19 protein-coding genes are annotated in these 17,517 nt (G+C 67.8%); 12 read left to right on the top strand and 7 right to left on the bottom strand.

Annotated features, from left to right (window positions below; genetic code table 11):
* Window positions 1–4: 4 nt before the first annotated feature.
* Window positions 5–757, bottom strand: a complete 753-nt coding sequence (gpmA, locus tag WA983_RS12860; RefSeq protein ID WP_424251363.1) for a 2,3-diphosphoglycerate-dependent phosphoglycerate mutase — start codon at window positions 755–757, stop codon at window positions 5–7.
* A gap of 121 nt (window positions 758–878) precedes the next feature.
* Between gpmA and WA983_RS12855 the strand changes: the two genes are divergently transcribed.
* The 4 genes from WA983_RS12855 to WA983_RS12840 are packed head-to-tail and all read left to right on the top strand — an operon-like array spanning window position 879 to window position 3,178.
* The gene (locus WA983_RS12855; RefSeq protein WP_424251365.1) at window positions 879–1,289 is read left to right on the top strand and encodes a rhodanese-like domain-containing protein; all 411 of its coding nucleotides are present in this window, start codon (window positions 879–881) and stop codon (window positions 1,287–1,289) included.
* A 16-nt stretch (window positions 1,290–1,305) separates the two neighbouring features.
* Window positions 1,306–1,563: a glutaredoxin 3 gene (gene grxC / locus WA983_RS12850; RefSeq protein ID WP_424251367.1), complete on the top strand. Its 258-nt coding sequence runs from the start codon at window positions 1,306–1,308 to the stop codon at window positions 1,561–1,563.
* 48 nt (window positions 1,564–1,611) lie between these two features.
* Window positions 1,612–2,118: a protein-export chaperone SecB gene (gene secB / locus WA983_RS12845; RefSeq protein ID WP_424251369.1), complete on the top strand. Its 507-nt coding sequence runs from the start codon at window positions 1,612–1,614 to the stop codon at window positions 2,116–2,118.
* 19 nt (window positions 2,119–2,137) lie between these two features.
* Window positions 2,138–3,178 carry an NAD(P)H-dependent glycerol-3-phosphate dehydrogenase gene (locus WA983_RS12840; protein WP_424312138.1) on the top strand — a complete coding sequence of 347 codons (1,041 nt, stop codon included), beginning with the start codon at window positions 2,138–2,140 and terminating at the stop codon, window positions 3,176–3,178.
* Here the strand turns inward: WA983_RS12840 and WA983_RS12835 are convergent, their stop codons facing one another.
* Together WA983_RS12835 and WA983_RS12830 are read right to left on the bottom strand one after the other, a co-directional pair.
* The gene (locus WA983_RS12835; RefSeq protein ID WP_424250813.1) at window positions 3,179–3,649 is read right to left on the bottom strand and encodes a tRNA (cytidine(34)-2'-O)-methyltransferase; all 471 of its coding nucleotides are present in this window, start codon (window positions 3,647–3,649) and stop codon (window positions 3,179–3,181) included.
* 32 nt (window positions 3,650–3,681) lie between these two features.
* The gene (locus tag WA983_RS12830; RefSeq protein WP_424250816.1) at window positions 3,682–4,428 is read right to left on the bottom strand and encodes a phosphoribosyltransferase family protein; all 747 of its coding nucleotides are present in this window, start codon (window positions 4,426–4,428) and stop codon (window positions 3,682–3,684) included.
* A 74-nt stretch (window positions 4,429–4,502) separates the two neighbouring features.
* On the opposite strand from WA983_RS12830, the gene WA983_RS12825 reads away from it, so the two are divergent.
* On the top strand, window positions 4,503–5,459 hold the full coding sequence (locus tag WA983_RS12825; RefSeq protein ID WP_424250818.1) for a methyltransferase domain-containing protein: 957 nt from the start codon (window positions 4,503–4,505) through the stop codon (window positions 5,457–5,459).
* Between the two features lie 34 nt (window positions 5,460–5,493).
* Here WA983_RS12825 and rimO read toward each other — a convergent pair whose 3' ends face one another.
* A complete protein-coding gene (gene rimO, locus WA983_RS12820; protein ID WP_424250820.1) occupies window positions 5,494–6,816 on the bottom strand; it encodes a 30S ribosomal protein S12 methylthiotransferase RimO in 1,323 nt (440 codons plus the stop codon).
* Window positions 6,817–7,055: 239 nt separating this feature from the next.
* On the opposite strand from rimO, the gene rsmB reads away from it, so the two are divergent.
* The 4 genes from rsmB (at window position 7,056) to WA983_RS12800 (ending at window position 12,082) form a co-directional block, all read left to right on the top strand.
* Window positions 7,056–8,378 carry a 16S rRNA (cytosine(967)-C(5))-methyltransferase RsmB gene (gene rsmB / locus WA983_RS12815; protein WP_424312137.1) on the top strand — a complete coding sequence of 441 codons (1,323 nt, stop codon included), beginning with the start codon at window positions 7,056–7,058 and terminating at the stop codon, window positions 8,376–8,378.
* An 84-nt stretch (window positions 8,379–8,462) separates the two neighbouring features.
* The gene (locus WA983_RS12810) at window positions 8,463–9,032 is read left to right on the top strand and encodes a DUF4390 domain-containing protein (RefSeq protein WP_424251289.1); all 570 of its coding nucleotides are present in this window, start codon (window positions 8,463–8,465) and stop codon (window positions 9,030–9,032) included.
* Window positions 9,032–11,359, top strand: coding sequence for an ATP-binding protein (locus WA983_RS12805; RefSeq protein WP_424312149.1), 2,328 nt, complete (start codon window positions 9,032–9,034; stop codon window positions 11,357–11,359). The genes WA983_RS12810 and WA983_RS12805 overlap by 1 nt, the downstream gene beginning before the upstream one ends.
* Before the next feature lie 6 nt (window positions 11,360–11,365).
* Window positions 11,366–12,082: a response regulator gene (locus tag WA983_RS12800; RefSeq protein WP_424251287.1), complete on the top strand. Its 717-nt coding sequence runs from the start codon at window positions 11,366–11,368 to the stop codon at window positions 12,080–12,082.
* A gap of 14 nt (window positions 12,083–12,096) precedes the next feature.
* Here the strand turns inward: WA983_RS12800 and fmt are convergent, their stop codons facing one another.
* Together fmt and def are read right to left on the bottom strand one after the other, a co-directional pair.
* Window positions 12,097–13,041, bottom strand: coding sequence for a methionyl-tRNA formyltransferase (gene fmt, locus WA983_RS12795; protein WP_424251285.1), 945 nt, complete (start codon window positions 13,039–13,041; stop codon window positions 12,097–12,099).
* A complete protein-coding gene (def, locus tag WA983_RS12790; protein ID WP_424251283.1) occupies window positions 13,042–13,566 on the bottom strand; it encodes a peptide deformylase in 525 nt (174 codons plus the stop codon).
* Window positions 13,567–13,745: 179 nt separating this feature from the next.
* On the opposite strand from def, the gene dprA reads away from it, so the two are divergent.
* The 3 genes from dprA (at window position 13,746) to WA983_RS12775 (ending at window position 16,414) form a co-directional block, all read left to right on the top strand.
* On the top strand, window positions 13,746–14,906 hold the full coding sequence (dprA, locus tag WA983_RS12785; RefSeq protein ID WP_424251281.1) for a DNA-processing protein DprA: 1,161 nt from the start codon (window positions 13,746–13,748) through the stop codon (window positions 14,904–14,906).
* Window positions 14,907–14,974: 68 nt separating this feature from the next.
* Entirely contained in the window at window positions 14,975–15,877 is a 903-nt protein-coding gene (locus WA983_RS12780) for a hydroxymethylglutaryl-CoA lyase (protein ID WP_424251279.1), read from the top strand.
* Window positions 15,878–15,934: 57 nt separating this feature from the next.
* Window positions 15,935–16,414, top strand: coding sequence for a hypothetical protein (locus tag WA983_RS12775; protein WP_424251277.1), 480 nt, complete (start codon window positions 15,935–15,937; stop codon window positions 16,412–16,414).
* 51 nt (window positions 16,415–16,465) lie between these two features.
* On the opposite strand, the gene WA983_RS12770 is transcribed toward WA983_RS12775, so the two are convergent.
* Window positions 16,466–17,488 (bottom strand): amino acid ABC transporter substrate-binding protein, encoded by a 1,023-nt coding sequence (locus tag WA983_RS12770; protein WP_424312136.1) that lies wholly within the window; start codon window positions 17,486–17,488, stop codon window positions 16,466–16,468.
* Between the last annotated feature and the right edge of the window lie 29 nt (window positions 17,489–17,517).

The following is a 17,517-nucleotide window of genomic DNA, read 5'->3' as shown; positions in this document are numbered from 1 at the left end:
ATCGTCAGACCGCCTTCGCCTTGCCCTGGTTGGCGACCGCCTGCATGGCGGCGCGGATCTGTTCCTCGTCGCCCAGGTAATAGTGGCGCAGGGGACGCAGATCGTCGTCCAGCTCGTACACCAGCGGCTGACCGGTCGGGATGTTCAGGGCGATGATGTCCTCGTCCGAAATGCCGTCCAGATGCTTGATCAGGGCGCGCAGGCTGTTGCCGTGGGCCGAGACCAGCACCCGCCGCCCGGAGCGGATGGCGGGCGCGATGGACTCATTCCAGAAAGGGACGACGCGGTCCACCGTGTCGCGCAGGCATTCCGTGGCCGGCAGTTCGCCGGCCGGCACGCGACGGTAGCGGGTATCGAAGCGCGGATGGCGCGGATCGTCCTCGGCCAGGGCGTCGGGGGCGATTGCGTAGGCGCGGCGCCATTGCAGCACCTGGGCTTCGCCGTAGCGGGCGGCTGTTTCGGCCTTGTTCAGGCCCTGCAAGGCCCCGTAGTGGCGCTCGTTCAGCCGCCAGTGCAGGCCGATGGGGGTATGCATGGCATCCATGGCGTCCAGCGCGATCCACAAGGTGCGGATCGCGCGCTTGAGGACCGAAGCATAGGCCAGATCGAACTCATAACCCTGCTCGCGCAGCAGTTCTCCCGCCCTGCGCGCCTGTTCGCGGCCGGTGTCGGTGAGGTCCACGTCGGTCCAGCCGGTGAAGCGGTTTTCGAGATTCCATTGGCTTTCGCCATGGCGCATGAGTACCAGTTTGTGCATGATCCGCAAGCCTGTAAAGTCCAAAACTGCCGACCATTTTATAATCCCCGAGCATTGATTTTTTGCCGATGGGCCAATCCCGGGCAAAAACGCTAGCCGTCACACCGTTACAGGAACCGCCGTGGACTTCTTACTCAGCCAGAACAACCTCTGGATTCTGCTCATCGCCCTGGCTTCCGGAGGCCTGCTGCTATGGCCCAGCCTGTCCAAAGGCCGCTCGACCGGACGCGTCGCCCTGGCCGAAGCCATCCGCCAGGTCAACCAGGAACATGGCCAGTTCGTGGACGTGCGTCCTGCCGATCAGTTCAAGACCGGCGCCATCCCCCAGGCCCGCAACATCCCCCTGGACACGCTGGAATCGCACATCAACAGCCTGCCCAAGGACAAGCCCATCGTGCTGGTCGACGCCCACGGGCGCGACGCCACCAAGGCCGTCGCCCAGTTGCGCAAGCAGGGCTTCGATCGGGTATCCTGCCTCGACGGCGGGCTGAATGCCTGGACCGAAGGCGGCCTGCCTCTGAAAAAATCCTGACCGGAACCCATCCGCCATGGCTCAAATCACCATGTATTGCACCTCTGTGTGCCCCTATTGCACACGTGCCGAAATGCTGCTCAAGCAGCGCGGCGTGACCGAGATCAACAAGATCTTCATCGACCGCGATCCCGAGCAGCGCACGGCCATGATGGAACGCACGGGTCGCCGCACCGTACCGCAGATCTACATCGACGAGCGCCACATCGGCGGCTTCGACGACCTTTCAGCCCTGGACCGCGCCGCCGGCCTGCTGCCCCTGCTGCAAGCCTGACACCGGCCAGTCCCGGCCGCCTCCCCACCCTACTCACCGGAACCTCTCATGTCCGACGAAAACCAAACCCAGAACGACCAGTCCCCCAGCTTCGGCCTGCAGCGCACCTATGTGAAGGATCTGTCGCTGGAAATGCCCAACGCCCCGGAAATCTTCCTCGAACAGGAAGGCCCGACCGTCGAGGTCTCCATCCAGGTCGGTGGCCGGCAACTGGCGGAAACCGTGTTCGAATCCTCGGTGACCGCCACGGTGACCACGCGCATCGGCGACAAGGTCCTGTATCTGGTCGAACTCTGCCAGGCCGGCATCTTCGAGGCCGCCAACATCCCGGCCGAACAGCTCGATCCGCTGCTGGGCATCGTCTGCCCGACCATGCTCTATCCCTATCTGCGCGCCAACGTCGCCGACGCCATCACCCGTACCTCGATGCCGCCGCTGCACCTCAGCGAAATGAATTTCCAGGCACTGTACGAGCAGCGGCTGGCGCAGCAGGCGGGTGCCTCGGCTCCGGGCGAGGACTCCGGCCTGATCCTGCCCCCCGGCGCACGCAACTGATCGACGGGGCCTGCACGCCATGGCGCCGGTCCGGCTTTGCGTCCTGGGGGCGGGCAGTTGGGGCACCGCCCTGGCGGCCCTGGCCAGCGCCCGCTCCGACGCCCTGATCTGGGCCCGTGATCCCGAACAGGCGCGGGCCATTGACCAGCAACACCTCAATCCGCGCCACCTACCCGACATCGCCCTGCCGCCCGCCCTGCGGGCGACGGACGATTTCGACGCTGCACTGGCGCACGTGCTGGACGGCTCCGATCCGACCGAACGGCTGATCGTGCTGGGCGTGCCCATGGCGGGCCTGGCCGAGGTCTGCCAACGCATTGCGGCCGCGCTGCCGGCCCGCACCCCTGACACCCCGCCGGTCCACCTCCTGTGGACGTGCAAGGGCATCAGTCCCGACACCTACGAATGGCCGCACCAGATCGTCGCCCGGGCGCTGACCGGCATCGCCGGGGTGCACACGGGCGTGCTGTCCGGCCCCTCCTTCGCCCGCGAAGTGGCCCAAGGCCTGCCGGTCGCCCTGACGGTCGCCGGCCGCGACCCGGGCACCGGCCGCGCCGCCCAGGCAGCCTTCCACGGCACCCGGGCGCGCATCTACGGCACCCGCGACGTCATGGGGGTGGAAGTCGGCGGCGCACTGAAAAACGTCATGGCCATCGCCTGCGGCATCAGCGACGGTCTGCGGCTGGGCACCAATGCCCGCGCCGCCCTGATCACGCGCGGCCTGGCGGAAATCCAGCGCCTGGGCGTCGCCCTGGGCGGCCAGGCGGACACGTTCACCGGCCTGACGGGGCTGGGTGATCTGGTCCTGACTGCCACCGGCGAACTGTCCCGCAACCGCCAGGTCGGCATCGCCATCGGCCAGGGCCGCACATTGGACGACATCCTGGCAGGCGGCATGACCGCCGAAGGGGTGCGCTGCGCACGCGCAGCCCTGGTCCTGGGCCAACGACACGGACTGGACCTGCCCATCACCGACGCCGTCTGCGGCGTGCTGTTCGACGGTGTGGCTCCGCCTCAGGCCGTCGCTGCGTTGCTGGCGCGCGATCCGCGCGACGAGTAACTAAATCCCGCCCACGTAGCCGGTCTGCCGCCAGGCCTCGAAAACCGTGACCGCCACGGCGTTGGACAGGTTCAGGCTGCGCTGTTCCGGCCGCATCGGCAGGCGGATGCGTTGCGCCGCGGGAAAGCAGGCCAACTGCTCGGCCGACAGGCCGGCCGTTTCCCGACCGAACACGAACACGTCTCCCGGCTGGAACGCCTGTCCGCCGATCAACGACGAGCCGCGTGTGGTCAGGGCAAAGCGCCGCGACGCATCCCCGCCGATCGCCGCCAGCGCCTCGCCCAATCCGTCATGCACCCGCATGCGCGCCCACTCGTGGTAATCCAGCCCCGCACGCCGCATGCGTGCGTCATCCAGGGTGAAGCCCAGCGGCCGCACCAGGTGCAGAAAGGCGCCGGTATTGGCCGCCAGGCGGATCACATTACCCGTATTGGGGGGGATTTCGGGTTCGACGAGGACGATGTGGAACATGGAGCGGGATCAGAAAGGCCGGTCGGCGGGCCCTATTGTAAGACCCGGCCGCCGGACGAATCGCAGGCACGGTGATCCACGGCGCGGGCCAGCACCCAGCCTTCGACCCGCGCGGCGCCGGCCTCTTTCAATACCCGCGCCACCGCCTGCAGCGTGGCGCCTGTGGTCAGCACGTCGTCCACCACCGCGATCCGCTGACCGGCCAAACTGCCCGCGACACCGCACGCAAAAGCGCCCGTCTGCGCCTGCAATCGCCGCACGCGGTCCCGTCCGACCTGCCGATCGCCTTCACGCAGCCGCCGCACCCCGTCCAGGCGATGGCGCAGCCCCAACTGCCGGGCCAGCAGACGGGCCACCTCGGCGGGCGGGCTGAAACCACGCTGATGCAGCGCCGCGCGCCGGGCCGGTACCGGGACGATCCAGTCCGGCCCATCCACCGACCCGGCGGCGCGCACCGACTGCGCCAGCAAGTCCGCCAGCAAGCGCGCCAGGGACAGGCGGCAGCGGATCTTGTAATTCCGGACCAGGTCCCTGCCCAAGCCGGCATAGTCGAACGCGGCCACCACGCGATCGTAGGCAGGCGTCCCGGGACCGCAGTCCGGACAATGGCCGGCATCGTTCAGCGGATGCGCGCAACGCCGGCAGCGCGGCCGCGCCGCGTCCGGCCGCAGGCACGTCAGGCAATCGGGGCACAAGCCCTGGCAGCCCACGCGCCGGCCGCAGCCCGGGCAATCAGACGGAATCCAGTCACGCCAGCGGTCCATCGGCAGATGCAGCATAATGGCATGTCCCTCCGCAGGAAACCTCCATCACAGCACGCTTCGGGCCGCTCCGGAGCCGGTCTTGATCGTTTATGCCACAGCTTCCCCGTCTGCCCATCGACTCCCAGGCCGTGGCGCGCCAGTTTGCCCGGCGCGCGCCCCTGGACGCCCCACAATTCCTGTACGGTGAAATCGCCCAGCGCATGCTGCGCCGCCTGAGCTACATCCGCATCGCCCCGCGCGACATTCTGGATGCGGGCTGCGGTGCCGCCCACGCGCTGGACCCGCTGCGCGCCCGCTACCCCGACCAGCATTACACCGGCCTGGACGCCTGTGGCGCGCTGCTGGACACGGCGCGCGAACGCTACGCGGCCAAACCCGGCTTCTGGCATCGGCTACGCAACAAGCCCACGCCGGCCGTCGATTTCCGGCAGGCGGACCTGGCCGAAACCGGCCTGCCGGACGAAAGCCTGGATCTGGTCTGGTCGAATCTGGCGCTGCACTGGCACCCGGAACCCCATCTGGTGCTGCAGGAATGGCGCCGCATCCTGCGCAACGACGCCCTGGCGATGTATTCCAGCCTGGGGCCCGGCACCTTCCGCGAGCTGCGCGAGGCCCTGGCCGAGGCCGATCCGGATACGCGCCCCATGGAATTCGTGGACATGCACGATTTCGGTGATCTGATGCTGCAGGTCGGCTTCGCCGATCCCGTCATGGATCAGGAAACCATCACCCTGACCTACAAGACGGCCGACAAACTGCTGGAAGACGTGCACGTCCTGGGCGGCAACCCTCACCCCGAACGCCGGCGGGGCCTGCCAGGCCGAGCCTGGCGCGAACGCCTGATCCATGCACTGGAACGCCGCCGCCACGTCGACGGCACGATTCATCTCAGCCTGGAAGTCGCCTACGGCCACGCCTGGCGCGTCCCCGCGCGGCGCGGCGTGTTCGGCGACCTGCCCGTGACCACGTTCAAGCGCGCCCAGCCTCTGGAAGCAGGCAAGCCGCCCCCGCGCGTGGTGCCGCGCAAACCGGAGGGCGAGGACTAGCCCCGCCCCCATCGGCCGTCAGGCCAGACCTGGCTCAGACCGGCACGCCGTACAGATCGTACTCATCCGCGTCCTCGATGCGGACCTGGATCAGGTCGCCCGAGGCATGGCCGGCGGCATCGCGCAGCAGCACGCTGCCGTCGATTTCGGGGGCGTCGGCCATGGAGCGCGCAGTGGCGCCGCCTTCGGCATCGACCTCATCCACCAGCACCGTCAAGGTGCGGCCGACCTTGGCCGCCAGGCGCTGCGTGGAAATCGCCTGCTGATGCGCCATGAAACGTTCCCAGCGCTCGGCCTTGACCTCGTCGGGCACAGGGTCGGCCAGTTCGTTGGCGCGCGCGCCTTCGACCGGGGAATACTGGAAACAGCCGACACGGTCGAGCTGGGCTTCCGTCATCCAGTCCAGCAGGTACTGGAAGTCTTCCTCCGTTTCGCCGGGGAAGCCGACGATGAAGGTGGAGCGCAGCGTCAGGTCCGGACAGGCCTCGCGCCATTGGCGGATGCGGGCCAGGGTGCGGTCCTCGAAGGCGGGGCGCTTCATGGCTTTCAGGATGCGCGGGCTGGCGTGCTGGAAGGGGATGTCCAGATACGGCAGGATGCGACCTTCGGCCATCAGGGGGATCAGCTCATCCACGTGGGGATAGGGGTACACGTAGTGCATACGCACCCAGACGCCAAATTCACCCAGCGCATTCGCCAGCGCGGTCAGTTGCGTCTTGACTGGACGGCCATCCCAGAAACCGGTGCGATATTTGACGTCCACCCCGTAGGCGCTGGTGTCCTGGGAGATCACCAGCAGTTCCTTCACCCCCGCATCGACCAGGCGGCGGGCCTCGCCCAGCACGTCGCCGATCGGACGACTGACCAGCCGCCCGCGCATGGACGGGATGATGCAGAAACTGCAGTTATGGTTGCAGCCTTCGGAAATCTTCAGATAAGCATAGTGGCGCGGCGTCAGGCGGATGCCCTGGGGCGGCACCAGATCCACGTAGGGATCGTGCGAGCGTTCGTGCGGCGCAGCCTCGTGCACGGCGCGCACCACCTGCTCGTACTGCTGCGGGCCGGTGACGGCCAGCACCGCCGGATGCACGTCGCGGATCATGTCGGCTTCGACGCCCAGGCAGCCGGTGACGATGACCTTGCCGTTTTCCGTGATGGCCTCGCCGATGGCGTCCAGGGACTCGGCCTTGGCGCTGTCGATGAAGCCACAGGTGTTCACCACGACGACGTCGGCGCCCTCGTAGTCGGGGCTGATGGTGTAGCCGTCGGTGCGCAACTGGGTCAGGATACGCTCGGAATCGACCAGGGCCTTGGGGCAACCAAGACTGACGAAACCGACACGGGGGGATTGGCTCATGGGAATACTCGGAGGAATGCGACAGGGAAGAAACCTCTGAATAAGTCGAGCGGAAAGCGGGCGCTATGGGTCGGGATGGGATGCAAGGCGCGAACCGCAGCCATAGCCGTAGCGATGGCGAGGATGAGTCCGGACACGGCGCGAGGACTTGTTCAGAGGTTCCGTAACCCTTGATTTTAGCCAATCGGTGCTAAAGTCCCCGAAATCCACCTCCCAATCCTTCATTCTGGATCTTGTTCGTGCCGGAATCGCCACACTCCACTGCCCTGTCCGACCAGTTGCTAGCTGCCGCCCGCGCCATCCGGGCGGTGCTGGGCGGCCAGTCCCTGTCGGAGGCGCTGGAAGCAACCCCCGCCACGCTGCGCCCTGCCGCCCAGGCCCTGTCCTTCCACGCCATGCGCCGGCTGGGCCATGCCCGCGCCGCATGCGAACGGCTGGTGCCACGCCGCCCGCCGGAACGCCTGGTCGAGGCCCTGATCCTGCTGGGCCTGAGCCTGCTGGAAGCCAGCCTGCGTCAGGCCGAAGGCGCTGAACAGCCGCCCGGCACGCCGATCTACCACGAACACACGCTGGTCCATCAACTGGTCGAGGCAGCAGCAGCCGACCGCCGTGCCCGGCCGGCCAAGGGCCTGATCAATGCCGTGCTGCGCCGCTACGGCCGCGAGCGCGCGGCGCTGCACACCGCGCTGGCCAAGCAGCCCGAAGCTGCCTGGAACCATCCCGACTGGTGGATCGCCACCGTGCGCGAGGCCTGGCCGGACGACTGGCAGACGATCCTGGCGTCTGCCGACCAGCCGCCGCCCATGGCCCTGCGCGCCAATGTCCGGCGCATCGGCCGGGACGCGCTGCGGGCACGCCTGGGAGAAGCCGGCCTGGACGCCCGCCCCGTGGGCGAAGACGGACTGATCCTGGACGCGCCCCGACCGGTGCGCGACATCCCCGGCTACGCCGAGGGCTGGTGGTCGGTACAGGACCCATCGGCCCAGCGGGCCGCCCGGTTGCTGCCGCTGCAAGACGACATGCGGGTGCTGGACGCCTGCGCGGCACCCGGCGGCAAGACGGCCCATCTGCTGGAACACCACAGGCTGCGCCTGACGGCCCTGGACAGCGATGCCCAACGCCTGGAGCGCGTGGGCGACAATCTGCGGCGGCTGGGCCTGGAATCCGCCGACGTGTCCCTGCGCTGCGCCGACGCGGCCCGACCCGCCGACTGGTGGGATGGTCAGCCTTACGACGCCATCCTGGCCGATGTGCCCTGCACCGCGTCGGGCGTAGTGCGCCGCCATCCGGACATCCGCTGGCTGCGCCGCGCAGACGATCTGGCGCGCACGGCAGCCTTGCAAGCCCGCATCGCCGACGCACTGTGGCCGCTGCTGACCCCTGGCGGCCACTTGCTGTACGCCACCTGCTCGATCTTCCCCCAGGAAGGCGAGTCGCAGGTCCGGGCATTCATGGATCGGCACCCCGAGGCGCAGCGGCTGCCGGCCCCCGGCCACATCCTGCCCGGCGGGCCCGACGACGGCGACGGTTTCTACTATGCGCTGCTGCGCAAACCAGCGTAAGCCCGGAGCACACAGCTTGCACTTTGGCGCAGGCTCAACAATACTGCGACTGTCCGTGACCTTCCGCTCCACCGCCGCCAGCGCATGCCACGCCTCCTGATCCTCCTGGTCTTCAGCCTCCTGTTCCTGGCGTCTCCGGCCGCCCGGGCCGATGACGGCCAGGTCGTGCGCATCGAGCCGGTGCTGCGCCAGGGGCAACTCCTGCTGAACGCGGACGTCGACTTCACGCTCAGCGAAGAACTGCACGATGCCGCCCGCAAAGGCGTTCCGCTGTACTTCACGGCGGACCTGAACATCGAACACCCGCGCTGGTGGTGGTTCAACGAGACGATCCTGTCGCTCAGCCAGACCTGGCGCATCCAGTACAACGCGCTGACGCGCCAATGGCGGGTCGGCACCGGCGACCTGTCCCTGCCGGCCACATCCCTGGACGAGGCCCTGAATTTGGTGCGCCACATCCGCGACTGGCCTCTGGGCAACGCCGATCAATTCACGCCGGACCTGACCTACCAGGGACGGCTGCGGCTGCGGCTGGACACGTCCCGCCTGGCCCGCCCCTTCCAGGTCGATGCGCTCAACAGCGCAGCCTGGACCTTGACGACTCCATGGAAAGCATTCACCTTTTCAATTTCCGCCGCCACGCCCCGCGGCTGATCCGCTGGGCGCTGCGCTCCGCGCTGGGGGTCGCCGCCGCCAGCGCAATCGCGCTGCTGGGCCTGCTGGTCTGGTCCACCGGCAACGCTTCACGCTACGCGCAGCAGTACGACATGCTGCTGCTGCTCAACGGCGTGCTGGCGATCGCCCTGATGTCCTGGGTTGCCATGCTCTCGATCCGGCTGGTGCGCCAGATCCGGCGGCGCCAGTTCGGCGCCCGGCTGACCGCCCGCTTCACGCTGTACTTCACCCTGATCGGCATCCTGCCCGGCGTGCTGATCTACGTACTGTCGGTGCAGTTCATGTCGCGTTCGATCGAGTCCTGGTTCAACGTGCGCGTGGACACCGCCCTGGAGGCGGGCCTGAACCTGGGACGCGCCGCTCTGGACGCCCAACTCACCGAACTCGGCGGCCGGGCGCGCAACATGGCCCTGCGATTGAACACCGCCAGCGACGCCGAAACCGCCCTGCTGATCACTTCGCTGCGCACGACCAACGAAATCGACGAAGCCATGGTCTTCACCGGCAACGGCCGCCTGGTCGCGTTTTCCTCGTCCGCCTTCGGGCAGTTGCTGCCGGACCTGCCCCCCAGCAGCGTCATGAACCAGTTGCGGGTCGCCCAGGGTTACGCCGCAGCCGAGGCCGACGCCACCTCCGGCGACGGCCCGACCAGCGACGGCCTGCACCTGCGCGTCATCATCCCGCTGAGTTCGGCCACCTCGGACCGGCTGGGCAACCCCATGAGCCTGGGCGGCGATTCGCGCTGGCTGCAGGTGATCCAGACCGTGCCCGAACGCATCGCCCACAACGCCAGCCAGGTCCAGCAGGGGTTCCGCGACTATCAGGAACTAGCCCTGTCGCGCCTGGGGCTACGCAAGCTCTACGGCATCACCCTGACCCTGGCCCTGATCCTGGCCGTCTTCGCCGCCGTGGTCGTGGCACTGGCCGTCTCGCGGCGCCTGGTGCGGCCCCTGCTGAGCCTGGCCTCGGGCACCCAGGCCGTCGGGGTCGGCGACTACCGGCCCCTGCCCGAACCGCCTGCGCGCGACGAGGTCGGCCAGTTGACGCGGTCCTTCAACGCCATGACGCGCCAGCTCGACGAAGCCCGCCGGATGGTCGATCGCCACCGGCGCCAACTGGAGCAAAGCAATCTGTACCTGGAGTCGGTGCTCAGCAACCTGTCCTCGGGGGTGCTGGTGTTCGACCACGCCTTCCGGCTGACGCTGTTCAACCAGGGCGCCCAGACCATCCTGCACGTCGACCTGCGCACCGTCCAGGGCCGTCCGCTGGAAACCGCCGATGGCGCCCCGCCGCTCGCCCATCTGATCCGGCAGGCTTTCTCTGCCCACGACGCGGTCGAATCCACACGGCCCTACTGGCAGCAGCAGTTCGAAATCGAGCTCCAGGAAGCATCGGACAACGAGCGCAAGAAACACGTCATCACCCTGCTGGCCCGGGGCACCCGGCTGCTCATGGACGGTCACGAAGACGGCTATCTGGTGGTGTTCGACGACATCAGCGAGGTGATCTCCGCCAACCGCACGGTCGCCTGGGGCGAGGTCGCCCGGCGTCTGGCCCACGAGATCAAGAACCCGCTCACCCCCATCCAGTTGTCGGCCGAGCGGCTGGCCATGAAGCTGGCCGACCGGCTGGCACCGGACGATGCCGCCATGCTGCAACGGTCCACCCAGACCATCGTCAATCAAGTCGCGTCCCTGAAGCGCATGGTGGACGATTTCCGTGAATACGCCCGCACGCCGCCGGCACAGATGCAGGACATCGACCTGAACGCCCTGCTGACCGAGGTCCTGATCCTGTACGGCTGGGACCCCGCCGAGTCCGCGCCGGCTGCGGCGGGTGCAGCCCGCTTCGACGCCCTGCTGGCGACCGACCTGCCGCTGATCGAGGGAGATCCGGCCCAGTTGCGCCAGGTGATCCATAATCTGCTGGCCAACGCCCGCGACGCCGCCTGCCAGCACGCCGCGCCCGGCACGGCCGAGGTCCGCGTGCAGACCCGCCTGATCCGTCCGGAGGACGACCCCGGACACGCCCATGTCCGGCTGACCGTCTCGGACAACGGCCCGGGTTTCGCGCCCGAGGTCCTGCATCGCGTCTTCGAGCCCTACGTGACGACCAAGACCACCGGAACCGGACTGGGGCTGGCCATCGTCAAGAAAATCGTCGAGGAACATGCCGCCCAGGTGGACATTTCCAACCGGACCGAAGGCGGCGCACGCATCTCCATCCTGTTTTCCAGACTGGCGGAAGCGCCAACCCGGCTGGACGCGCCCCGGCAAGCACACGATAATACGCAGAACACAAGGTGAGGTGATATGGCCAGAATTCTGGTGGTGGATGACGAAATCGGCATCCGCGAACTGTTGTCCGAAATTCTCTACGACGAAGGCCACACGGTCGAACTCGCGGAAAATGCGGCGCAGGCCCGTGAATCCCGTCTCCGCCAACGTCCCGATCTGGTACTGCTGGACATCTGGATGCCCGACATCGACGGCGTCAGCCTGCTCAAGGAATGGTCCAGCCAGGGGCTGCTGAACATGCCCGTCATCATGATGAGCGGCCACGCCACCGTGGACACCGCCGTCGAGGCCACCCGCATCGGTGCCGTCGATTTCCTGGAAAAACCCATCACGCTGCAAAAGCTGCTGAAGACCGTCGCCGCCGGCCTGGCACGCCCGGTGATCCCGGCCTCGATGCGCAGCCGCACCGAACGCCCGGTGGCGTCTGCCGATCCGATCTTCACCCAGCCGCCTGCACTGGCAGGCGGCCCCGCCGCCGTACAGCCCGCAGGCGTGGTGCCCGCTGCCGCCCCCGTCCACGACGATTCGCACCTGGGGCGGATCTCACTGAACCAGCCCCTGCGCGAGGCCCGTGACGAATTCGAACGGATCTATTTCGAATACCACCTGCTGCACGAAAATCACAGCATGACGCGGGTGTCCGAGCGCACCGGCCTGGAACGCACCCACCTGTACCGCAAGCTGAAACAGCTCGGCATCGATACGTCGCGCAAGAAACCGTCCGGAAGCTGAACGGCGGGCTATCGCTATCCGCGATACGAACGCATGAATTCAGCCACCGGCTGACGCCGCCCGCCGGGCTTTTGCAGCGCCGTCACACGCAGCACGCCGTCTGCCGTCGCCACGTCGATGCCATCCGGCCCCATGCCCACGATCACACCAGGGGCCGGCGTCGCAGCCCCGGCCGGCATGGCCTGGGCGCCCCAGACCTTCACCGGCTGATCGAAGCCGGGCAGCGCCATTGTCGTGCCGGGAAAGGGGTCGAAAGCCCGCACCCGACGCGCCAGTTCCGCTGCGGGGCGGAAAAAATCCAGCGCCGATTCGGACTTCAGCAGCTTGTCCGCATAGCACACGCCCGCCTCCGGCTGGGGGACCGGCGTCGGTACATCCCCGGCTTCCAGCCGGACCAGAACGTCGACGATGGCGCGGGCGCCGTCGGCCGCCAGTCCATCGTGCAGGCTGGCGCCGGTCTCGTCCGCCGCCAGAGGGCGTTCCACCCGGTGCAGCATGCCGCCCGTGTCCAGGCCCGCGTCCATCTGCATGATGGTCACGCCGCTGGCCGCATCGCCCGCCTCGATCGCGCGCTGTATGGGCGCCGCCCCGCGCCAGCGCGGCAGCAGGCTGGCGTGGATGTTCAGACATCCGTGACGCGGCAGGTCCAGCACCCACTGGGGCAGGATCAGCCCGTAGGCCGCCACCACCATGACCTCCGGCGTCAGGTCCCGCAGCGCAGTCTCAGCCGCCCGGGCGTCTTCCGGGTATTTGCCGTCCAGCCGCAGGCTGCGCGGCTGCAACACCGGGATATCGGCATCGAGGGCTGCCTGCTTGACCGGGCTGGGTACGAGCTTCATGCCGCGCCCCGAAGGGCGATCCGGCTGAGTCAGCACGCAGACGACCTGATGCCCGGCCGCGATCAACGCGTCCAGCGCCTGCCGGGCGAATTCCGGGGTTCCCGCAAAGGCGATCCGCATTCAAGCCCCGGCGGATTCACGCTGAGATTCGCGCTGCTGCTTGCGCAAGCGCGTGCGGATACGGTTCTGCTTGAGGACGGACAGGTATTCGACGAAGACCTTGCCCAGCAGGTGATCGAGTTCGTGCTGCACGCACACGGCCAGCAGACCCTCGGCATCGAATTCGTAGGGTTCGCCGCGCTCGTCCAGCGCGCGCACGTGGATGCGGGCGGAGCGTTCGACCTCGTCGTAGACGCCGGGCACCGACAGGCAGCCTTCCTCGTAGACCTGGCGTTCTTCGCTCTTCCAGGTGATTTCGGGGTTGATCAGCACGTGCAGGTCGTTGCCGTCCTCTGAGACATCGATGACCACGATGCGCTCGTGGACGTCCACCTGGGTCGCAGCCAGACCGACGCCGGGCGCCGCGTACATGGTTTCCGCCATGTCGCGCACCAATTGGCGGATGCGGTCGTCCACCTGCTGGACCGGCGCGGCGACCGTGTGCAGCCGGGGATCCGGGTATTTGAGAATGGGAAGCAGGGCCATGAGAAAACCGTGACGATGATGCCAAAGCTCCATCATAAATCAGGTACCTCCAATGCACGACAGGATGCGTGACCTGAGGCGGGACAGGAACATCCCGCCCGCCGCAAGTCCGGCCCACATTCGTGGCACACTGGCGCGATCCCCCGACCTGAACGCCCCGCTTCAACCCGACCGACCCGATGCCCCTGAATGCCTCTGAAACCGAACTGCGCGCCTGGATCCGCCTGAGCCTGGAGCCCGATCTGGGCGCGGCCCGGATCCGCCTGCTGCTGTCGGTCTTTGGCCTGCCGCAGCACATCGTCGAGGCCACCACCAGCAACCTGGCCCGCTACCTGGACCCGGCATTGGCGGCACGCCTGCGCCAGGCGCCCGCACCGGAAACCCAGGCTGCCATCGACCAGGCACTGGAATGGCTGCGGGCCGACGGCCACCACCTGCTGACCCTGGCCGACCCTCACTATCCACGTGCGCTGTACGCGCTGACCGACCCGCCGCCGATCCTGTACGCCCACGGCCGGCTGGACATCCTGACCCGGCCCATGCTGGCCATCGTCGGCGCACGCCATGCCACGGCGGACGGCGAACGCAACGCCCATGCCTTTGCACGCCACCTGGCGCAGCAGGGCTGGTGCGTGGTCAGCGGCCTGGCCAGCGGCATCGACGGCGCGGCCCACGACGGCGCCCTGGACGCGGGCGAAGCAGGCGGGGGCACCCTGGCCGTCCTGGGCACCGGCATCGACCGGGTCTATCCATCCAGCCATCATGCCCTGGCCCACCGCATCGCCACCCACGGCCTGCTGCTGTCGGAATTCCCCCTGGGAACGCCCGGACTGCCCTTCCATTTCCCGCAGCGCAACCGCATCGTCGCCGCCCTGAGCCAGGGCGTGCTGGTGGTCGAAGCCGCCACACGCAGCGGTTCGCTGATCACCGCCCGGCTGGCGGGCGAACTGGGGCGCGAGGTCTTCGCCATCCCCGGTTCCATCCATTCCCCCCTGTCACGCGGCTGCCATGCCCTGATCCGCCAGGGCGCCAAGCTGGTCGAGTCCGGACAGGACATCATCGAGGAACTCCGGCAAGGCGAACTGCCGGGCATGCCGGTGCCGCCCTCCTTGGCGGCAGCCCCCTTGGCCGATCCCGATGCCGACGCGCCCTCTGACGCGGACACCGACCCGGATGATGCCGCCCTGCTGCGGCGGCTCGGCCTCGACCCGATTGCCCTCGATACCTTGCTGGCGGACCTGGGCTGGTCCCTCGACCGCTTGATGGGCCGGCTGACGCTGCTGGAAATCACCGGACGGATCGAACGCTGCGCCGATGGCCGTTACCGGCGCAGCGCCTGAGGGATCTCAGTCCGGCTGCGCTATGATGATTCCTTCCCCCAATTGAGCCTTCCCACCGGATGACCGCCATGGCCGAACACATCAAGATCGTCGAAGTCGGACCGCGAGACGGCCTGCAGAATGAAAAGCAGTTCGTCGATACCGCCATCAAGATCGAACTCGTCGACCGTCTGGCAGCCGCCGGCTTCGCCAATGTGGAGTCCGCATCCTTCGTCTCCCCGAAATGGGTGCCGCAGATGGCCGACGGCGCGGAAGTCATGGCCGGCATCACCCGCCACGCGGACACCCTCTATTCCGCCCTGGTGCCCAATCTGCGGGGCTTCGAGGGCGCTCTGGCCGCCCGCGCCGACGAGGTCGTGATCTTCGGCGCCGCCAGCGAGGCCTTCTCCCAGCGCAACATCAACTGCTCCATCGCCGAATCCATCGCTCGTTTCGAACCCGTGGCCGCCGCCGCCAAAGCGGCCGGGCTGCGCCTGCGCGGCAGCATCAGTTGTGCGCTGGGCTGCCCCTACCAGGGCGAGACCCCGGTGGCCGCCGTGGTCGATGTGGCCGAACGTTTTCTGCGCCTGGGCTGCGACGAGATCGACGTGGCCGACACCATCGGCGTGGGCACGGCCGCCCAGGTCGGACGTGTGCTGCGCGCCGTCGGCCAGGTCGCCGACCTGGGCACCCGGGTCTCGGGGCATTTCCATGACACCTACGGCCAGGCCCTGGCCAACATCCTGTCGGCGCTGGACTGCGGCGTGCGCATCTTCCACAGTTCGGTCGCCGGGCTGGGCGGCTGCCCTTACGCCAAGGGCGCCACCGGCAACGTCGCCACGGAAGACGTACTCTACCTGCTGCACGGCCAGGGACTGCACACGGGGGTGGACCTGGACGCCGTCGTGGATATCGGCCAGTGGATCTCCGAACGCATCGGCCGCCCCACCTCCAGCCGCGCAGGCCGCGCCCTGGCACTGAAGAAAGCCTGACGCATCCCGCCCCGCCATGCCCCGGCCCGGCCGGGGTGCCCGAACCGAGCCTTTCGCATGAATCTATCCCCCTTCGGCCGCCCCTCCCCCGAGGAACACCAGGCCCTCATGGCCCAGATCGAGCCGCTGCCCTTGCGCGGCCGCGCCTGGCCGCGCTGGATCGCCGCCATCGCCTGGATCATCATGGCCGTGATTGCCGTGCGCCTGATCATCGTGCTGCAACTCGCGGCCGGACAGGCCCTGCCCATGCCGGTCATCGCCAGCCTCGTGGTGTGTTTCGGCGCCCTGCTCTGGATGAGCGTCCACATGTGGACTTCGGTCACCGAAGTCTCCGACTGGGGCATCCGCCAGTCCTGGATCACGCGCCGCGAGGTGCCCTGGACCGAGATCCAGTCCACCAAGTTCATCCCCCTGCTCGCCTCGAAGAAACTGGTGTGCTTCGTACAAAAAGGCCGCCCCGTGACCTTCCAGGCCGGTACGCCGGAACTGCAGGCGGCTTTTGCGCGGATCAGTCTGGTGTATCGGAAAAGGACTTGAAAAAACCCTGCGTCCTTTTCGGAGGCAGGGTTTCTGTATTGCAGCGCCGGTTTACCGGATCGGCAGCGGATACATCAGACCGCCGTCCTTCCAGAGGGCGTTCTGGCCGCGCTGAATCTGCAGCGGGCTGCCCATGCCCACGTTGCGGTCGAACGATTCACCGTAGTTGCCGACCTGCTTGACGATACGATAGGCCCACTGTTCGTCCAGGCCCATGTTCTTGCCGGCGCTGCCGGTCACACCCAGCAGGCGCTGCACGTTGGGATCGGTGCTGCTTTTCGCCTGCTCGTCGACGTTGGCGGAGGTCAGGCCGAGCTCTTCGGCGCCGGCCATGGCGTGGAAGCTCCATTTGACGATGTTCAGCCAGGCGTCGTCGCCCTGGCGCACGAAGGGGCCGAGGGGTTCCTTGGAGATGATTTCCGGCAGGATCACGTAATCATCAGGCTTGGTCAGCTTGGCGATGCGGATCGAGGCCAGGCCCGAGGCGTCGGTGGTGAACACGTCGCAGCGGCCAGCGGCGAAGGCGTTGACGACCTCGTTGAACTGTTCGATCACGACGGGCTTGTACTGCACCTTGTGGGCACGCGCCCAGTCGGCCATGGTCTGTTCGTTGGACGTGCCGGTCTGCATGCAGACCGTAGCGCCGTTCAGGTCGCGAGCGGACATGATGCCCAGGGACTTGGGCACCATGAACCCCTGGCCATCATAGAAGTTGATGGCGGCATGGATGGCGCCCAGCGCGGTGTCGCGCGACTGCGTCACGGTGGTGTTGCGCGCCAGCACGTCGATTTCGCCCGACTGCAGTGCGGTGAAGCGCTGCTGCGCGTTCAGAGGCACGATCTTGACCTTGGACGCGTCACCCAGCACGGCGGCGGCGACGGCGCGGCACATGTCCACGTCCAGGCCCTTCCAATCGCCCTGAGTGTCGGGCGCCGAAAACCCGGCAAACCCGGTCGTCACACCGCACTGCACGGCGCCGCGTTCCTTCACCACGGACAGGGTATCGGCCTGGGCCAGGGGCATGCCGGCGCCCAGCAGGACGGCCAGGCCGGCGATCGTTTTGAATCCACGCATGGAAGAGTCTCCCTCAGTCTGCTTCACGG

The sequence above is a fragment of the Castellaniella sp. genome (assembly GCF_049650445.1).
GTDB lineage: Bacteria > Pseudomonadota > Gammaproteobacteria > Burkholderiales > Burkholderiaceae_B > Castellaniella.
Note: the sequence above shows the minus strand (reverse complement) of the source record. Positions and strands in the feature narration are given on the sequence as shown.

What these genes read in the sequence shown, in the direction of transcription:
- gpmA (WP_424251363.1), bottom strand. Translation starts at nt 757, where the DNA reads ATGCACAAACTGGTACTCATGCGCCATGGCGAAAGCCAATGGAATCTC.
- grxC (WP_424251367.1), top strand. Translation starts at nt 1,306, where the DNA reads ATGGCTCAAATCACCATGTATTGCACCTCTGTGTGCCCCTATTGCACA.
- secB (WP_424251369.1), top strand. Translation starts at nt 1,612, where the DNA reads ATGTCCGACGAAAACCAAACCCAGAACGACCAGTCCCCCAGCTTCGGC.
- WA983_RS12840 (WP_424312138.1), top strand. Translation starts at nt 2,138, where the DNA reads ATGGCGCCGGTCCGGCTTTGCGTCCTGGGGGCGGGCAGTTGGGGCACC.
- WA983_RS12835 (WP_424250813.1), bottom strand. Translation starts at nt 3,649, where the DNA reads ATGTTCCACATCGTCCTCGTCGAACCCGAAATCCCCCCCAATACGGGT.
- WA983_RS12830 (WP_424250816.1), bottom strand. Translation starts at nt 4,428, where the DNA reads ATGCTGCATCTGCCGATGGACCGCTGGCGTGACTGGATTCCGTCTGAT.
- WA983_RS12825 (WP_424250818.1), top strand. Translation starts at nt 4,503, where the DNA reads ATGCCACAGCTTCCCCGTCTGCCCATCGACTCCCAGGCCGTGGCGCGC.
- rimO (WP_424250820.1), bottom strand. Translation starts at nt 6,816, where the DNA reads ATGAGCCAATCCCCCCGTGTCGGTTTCGTCAGTCTTGGTTGCCCCAAG.
- WA983_RS12810 (WP_424251289.1), top strand. Translation starts at nt 8,463, where the DNA reads ATGCCACGCCTCCTGATCCTCCTGGTCTTCAGCCTCCTGTTCCTGGCG.
- WA983_RS12800 (WP_424251287.1), top strand. Translation starts at nt 11,366, where the DNA reads ATGGCCAGAATTCTGGTGGTGGATGACGAAATCGGCATCCGCGAACTG.
- fmt (WP_424251285.1), bottom strand. Translation starts at nt 13,041, where the DNA reads ATGCGGATCGCCTTTGCGGGAACCCCGGAATTCGCCCGGCAGGCGCTG.
- def (WP_424251283.1), bottom strand. Translation starts at nt 13,566, where the DNA reads ATGGCCCTGCTTCCCATTCTCAAATACCCGGATCCCCGGCTGCACACG.
- dprA (WP_424251281.1), top strand. Translation starts at nt 13,746, where the DNA reads ATGCCCCTGAATGCCTCTGAAACCGAACTGCGCGCCTGGATCCGCCTG.
- WA983_RS12780 (WP_424251279.1), top strand. Translation starts at nt 14,975, where the DNA reads ATGGCCGAACACATCAAGATCGTCGAAGTCGGACCGCGAGACGGCCTG.
- WA983_RS12775 (WP_424251277.1), top strand. Translation starts at nt 15,935, where the DNA reads ATGAATCTATCCCCCTTCGGCCGCCCCTCCCCCGAGGAACACCAGGCC.
- WA983_RS12770 (WP_424312136.1), bottom strand. Translation starts at nt 17,488, where the DNA reads ATGCGTGGATTCAAAACGATCGCCGGCCTGGCCGTCCTGCTGGGCGCC.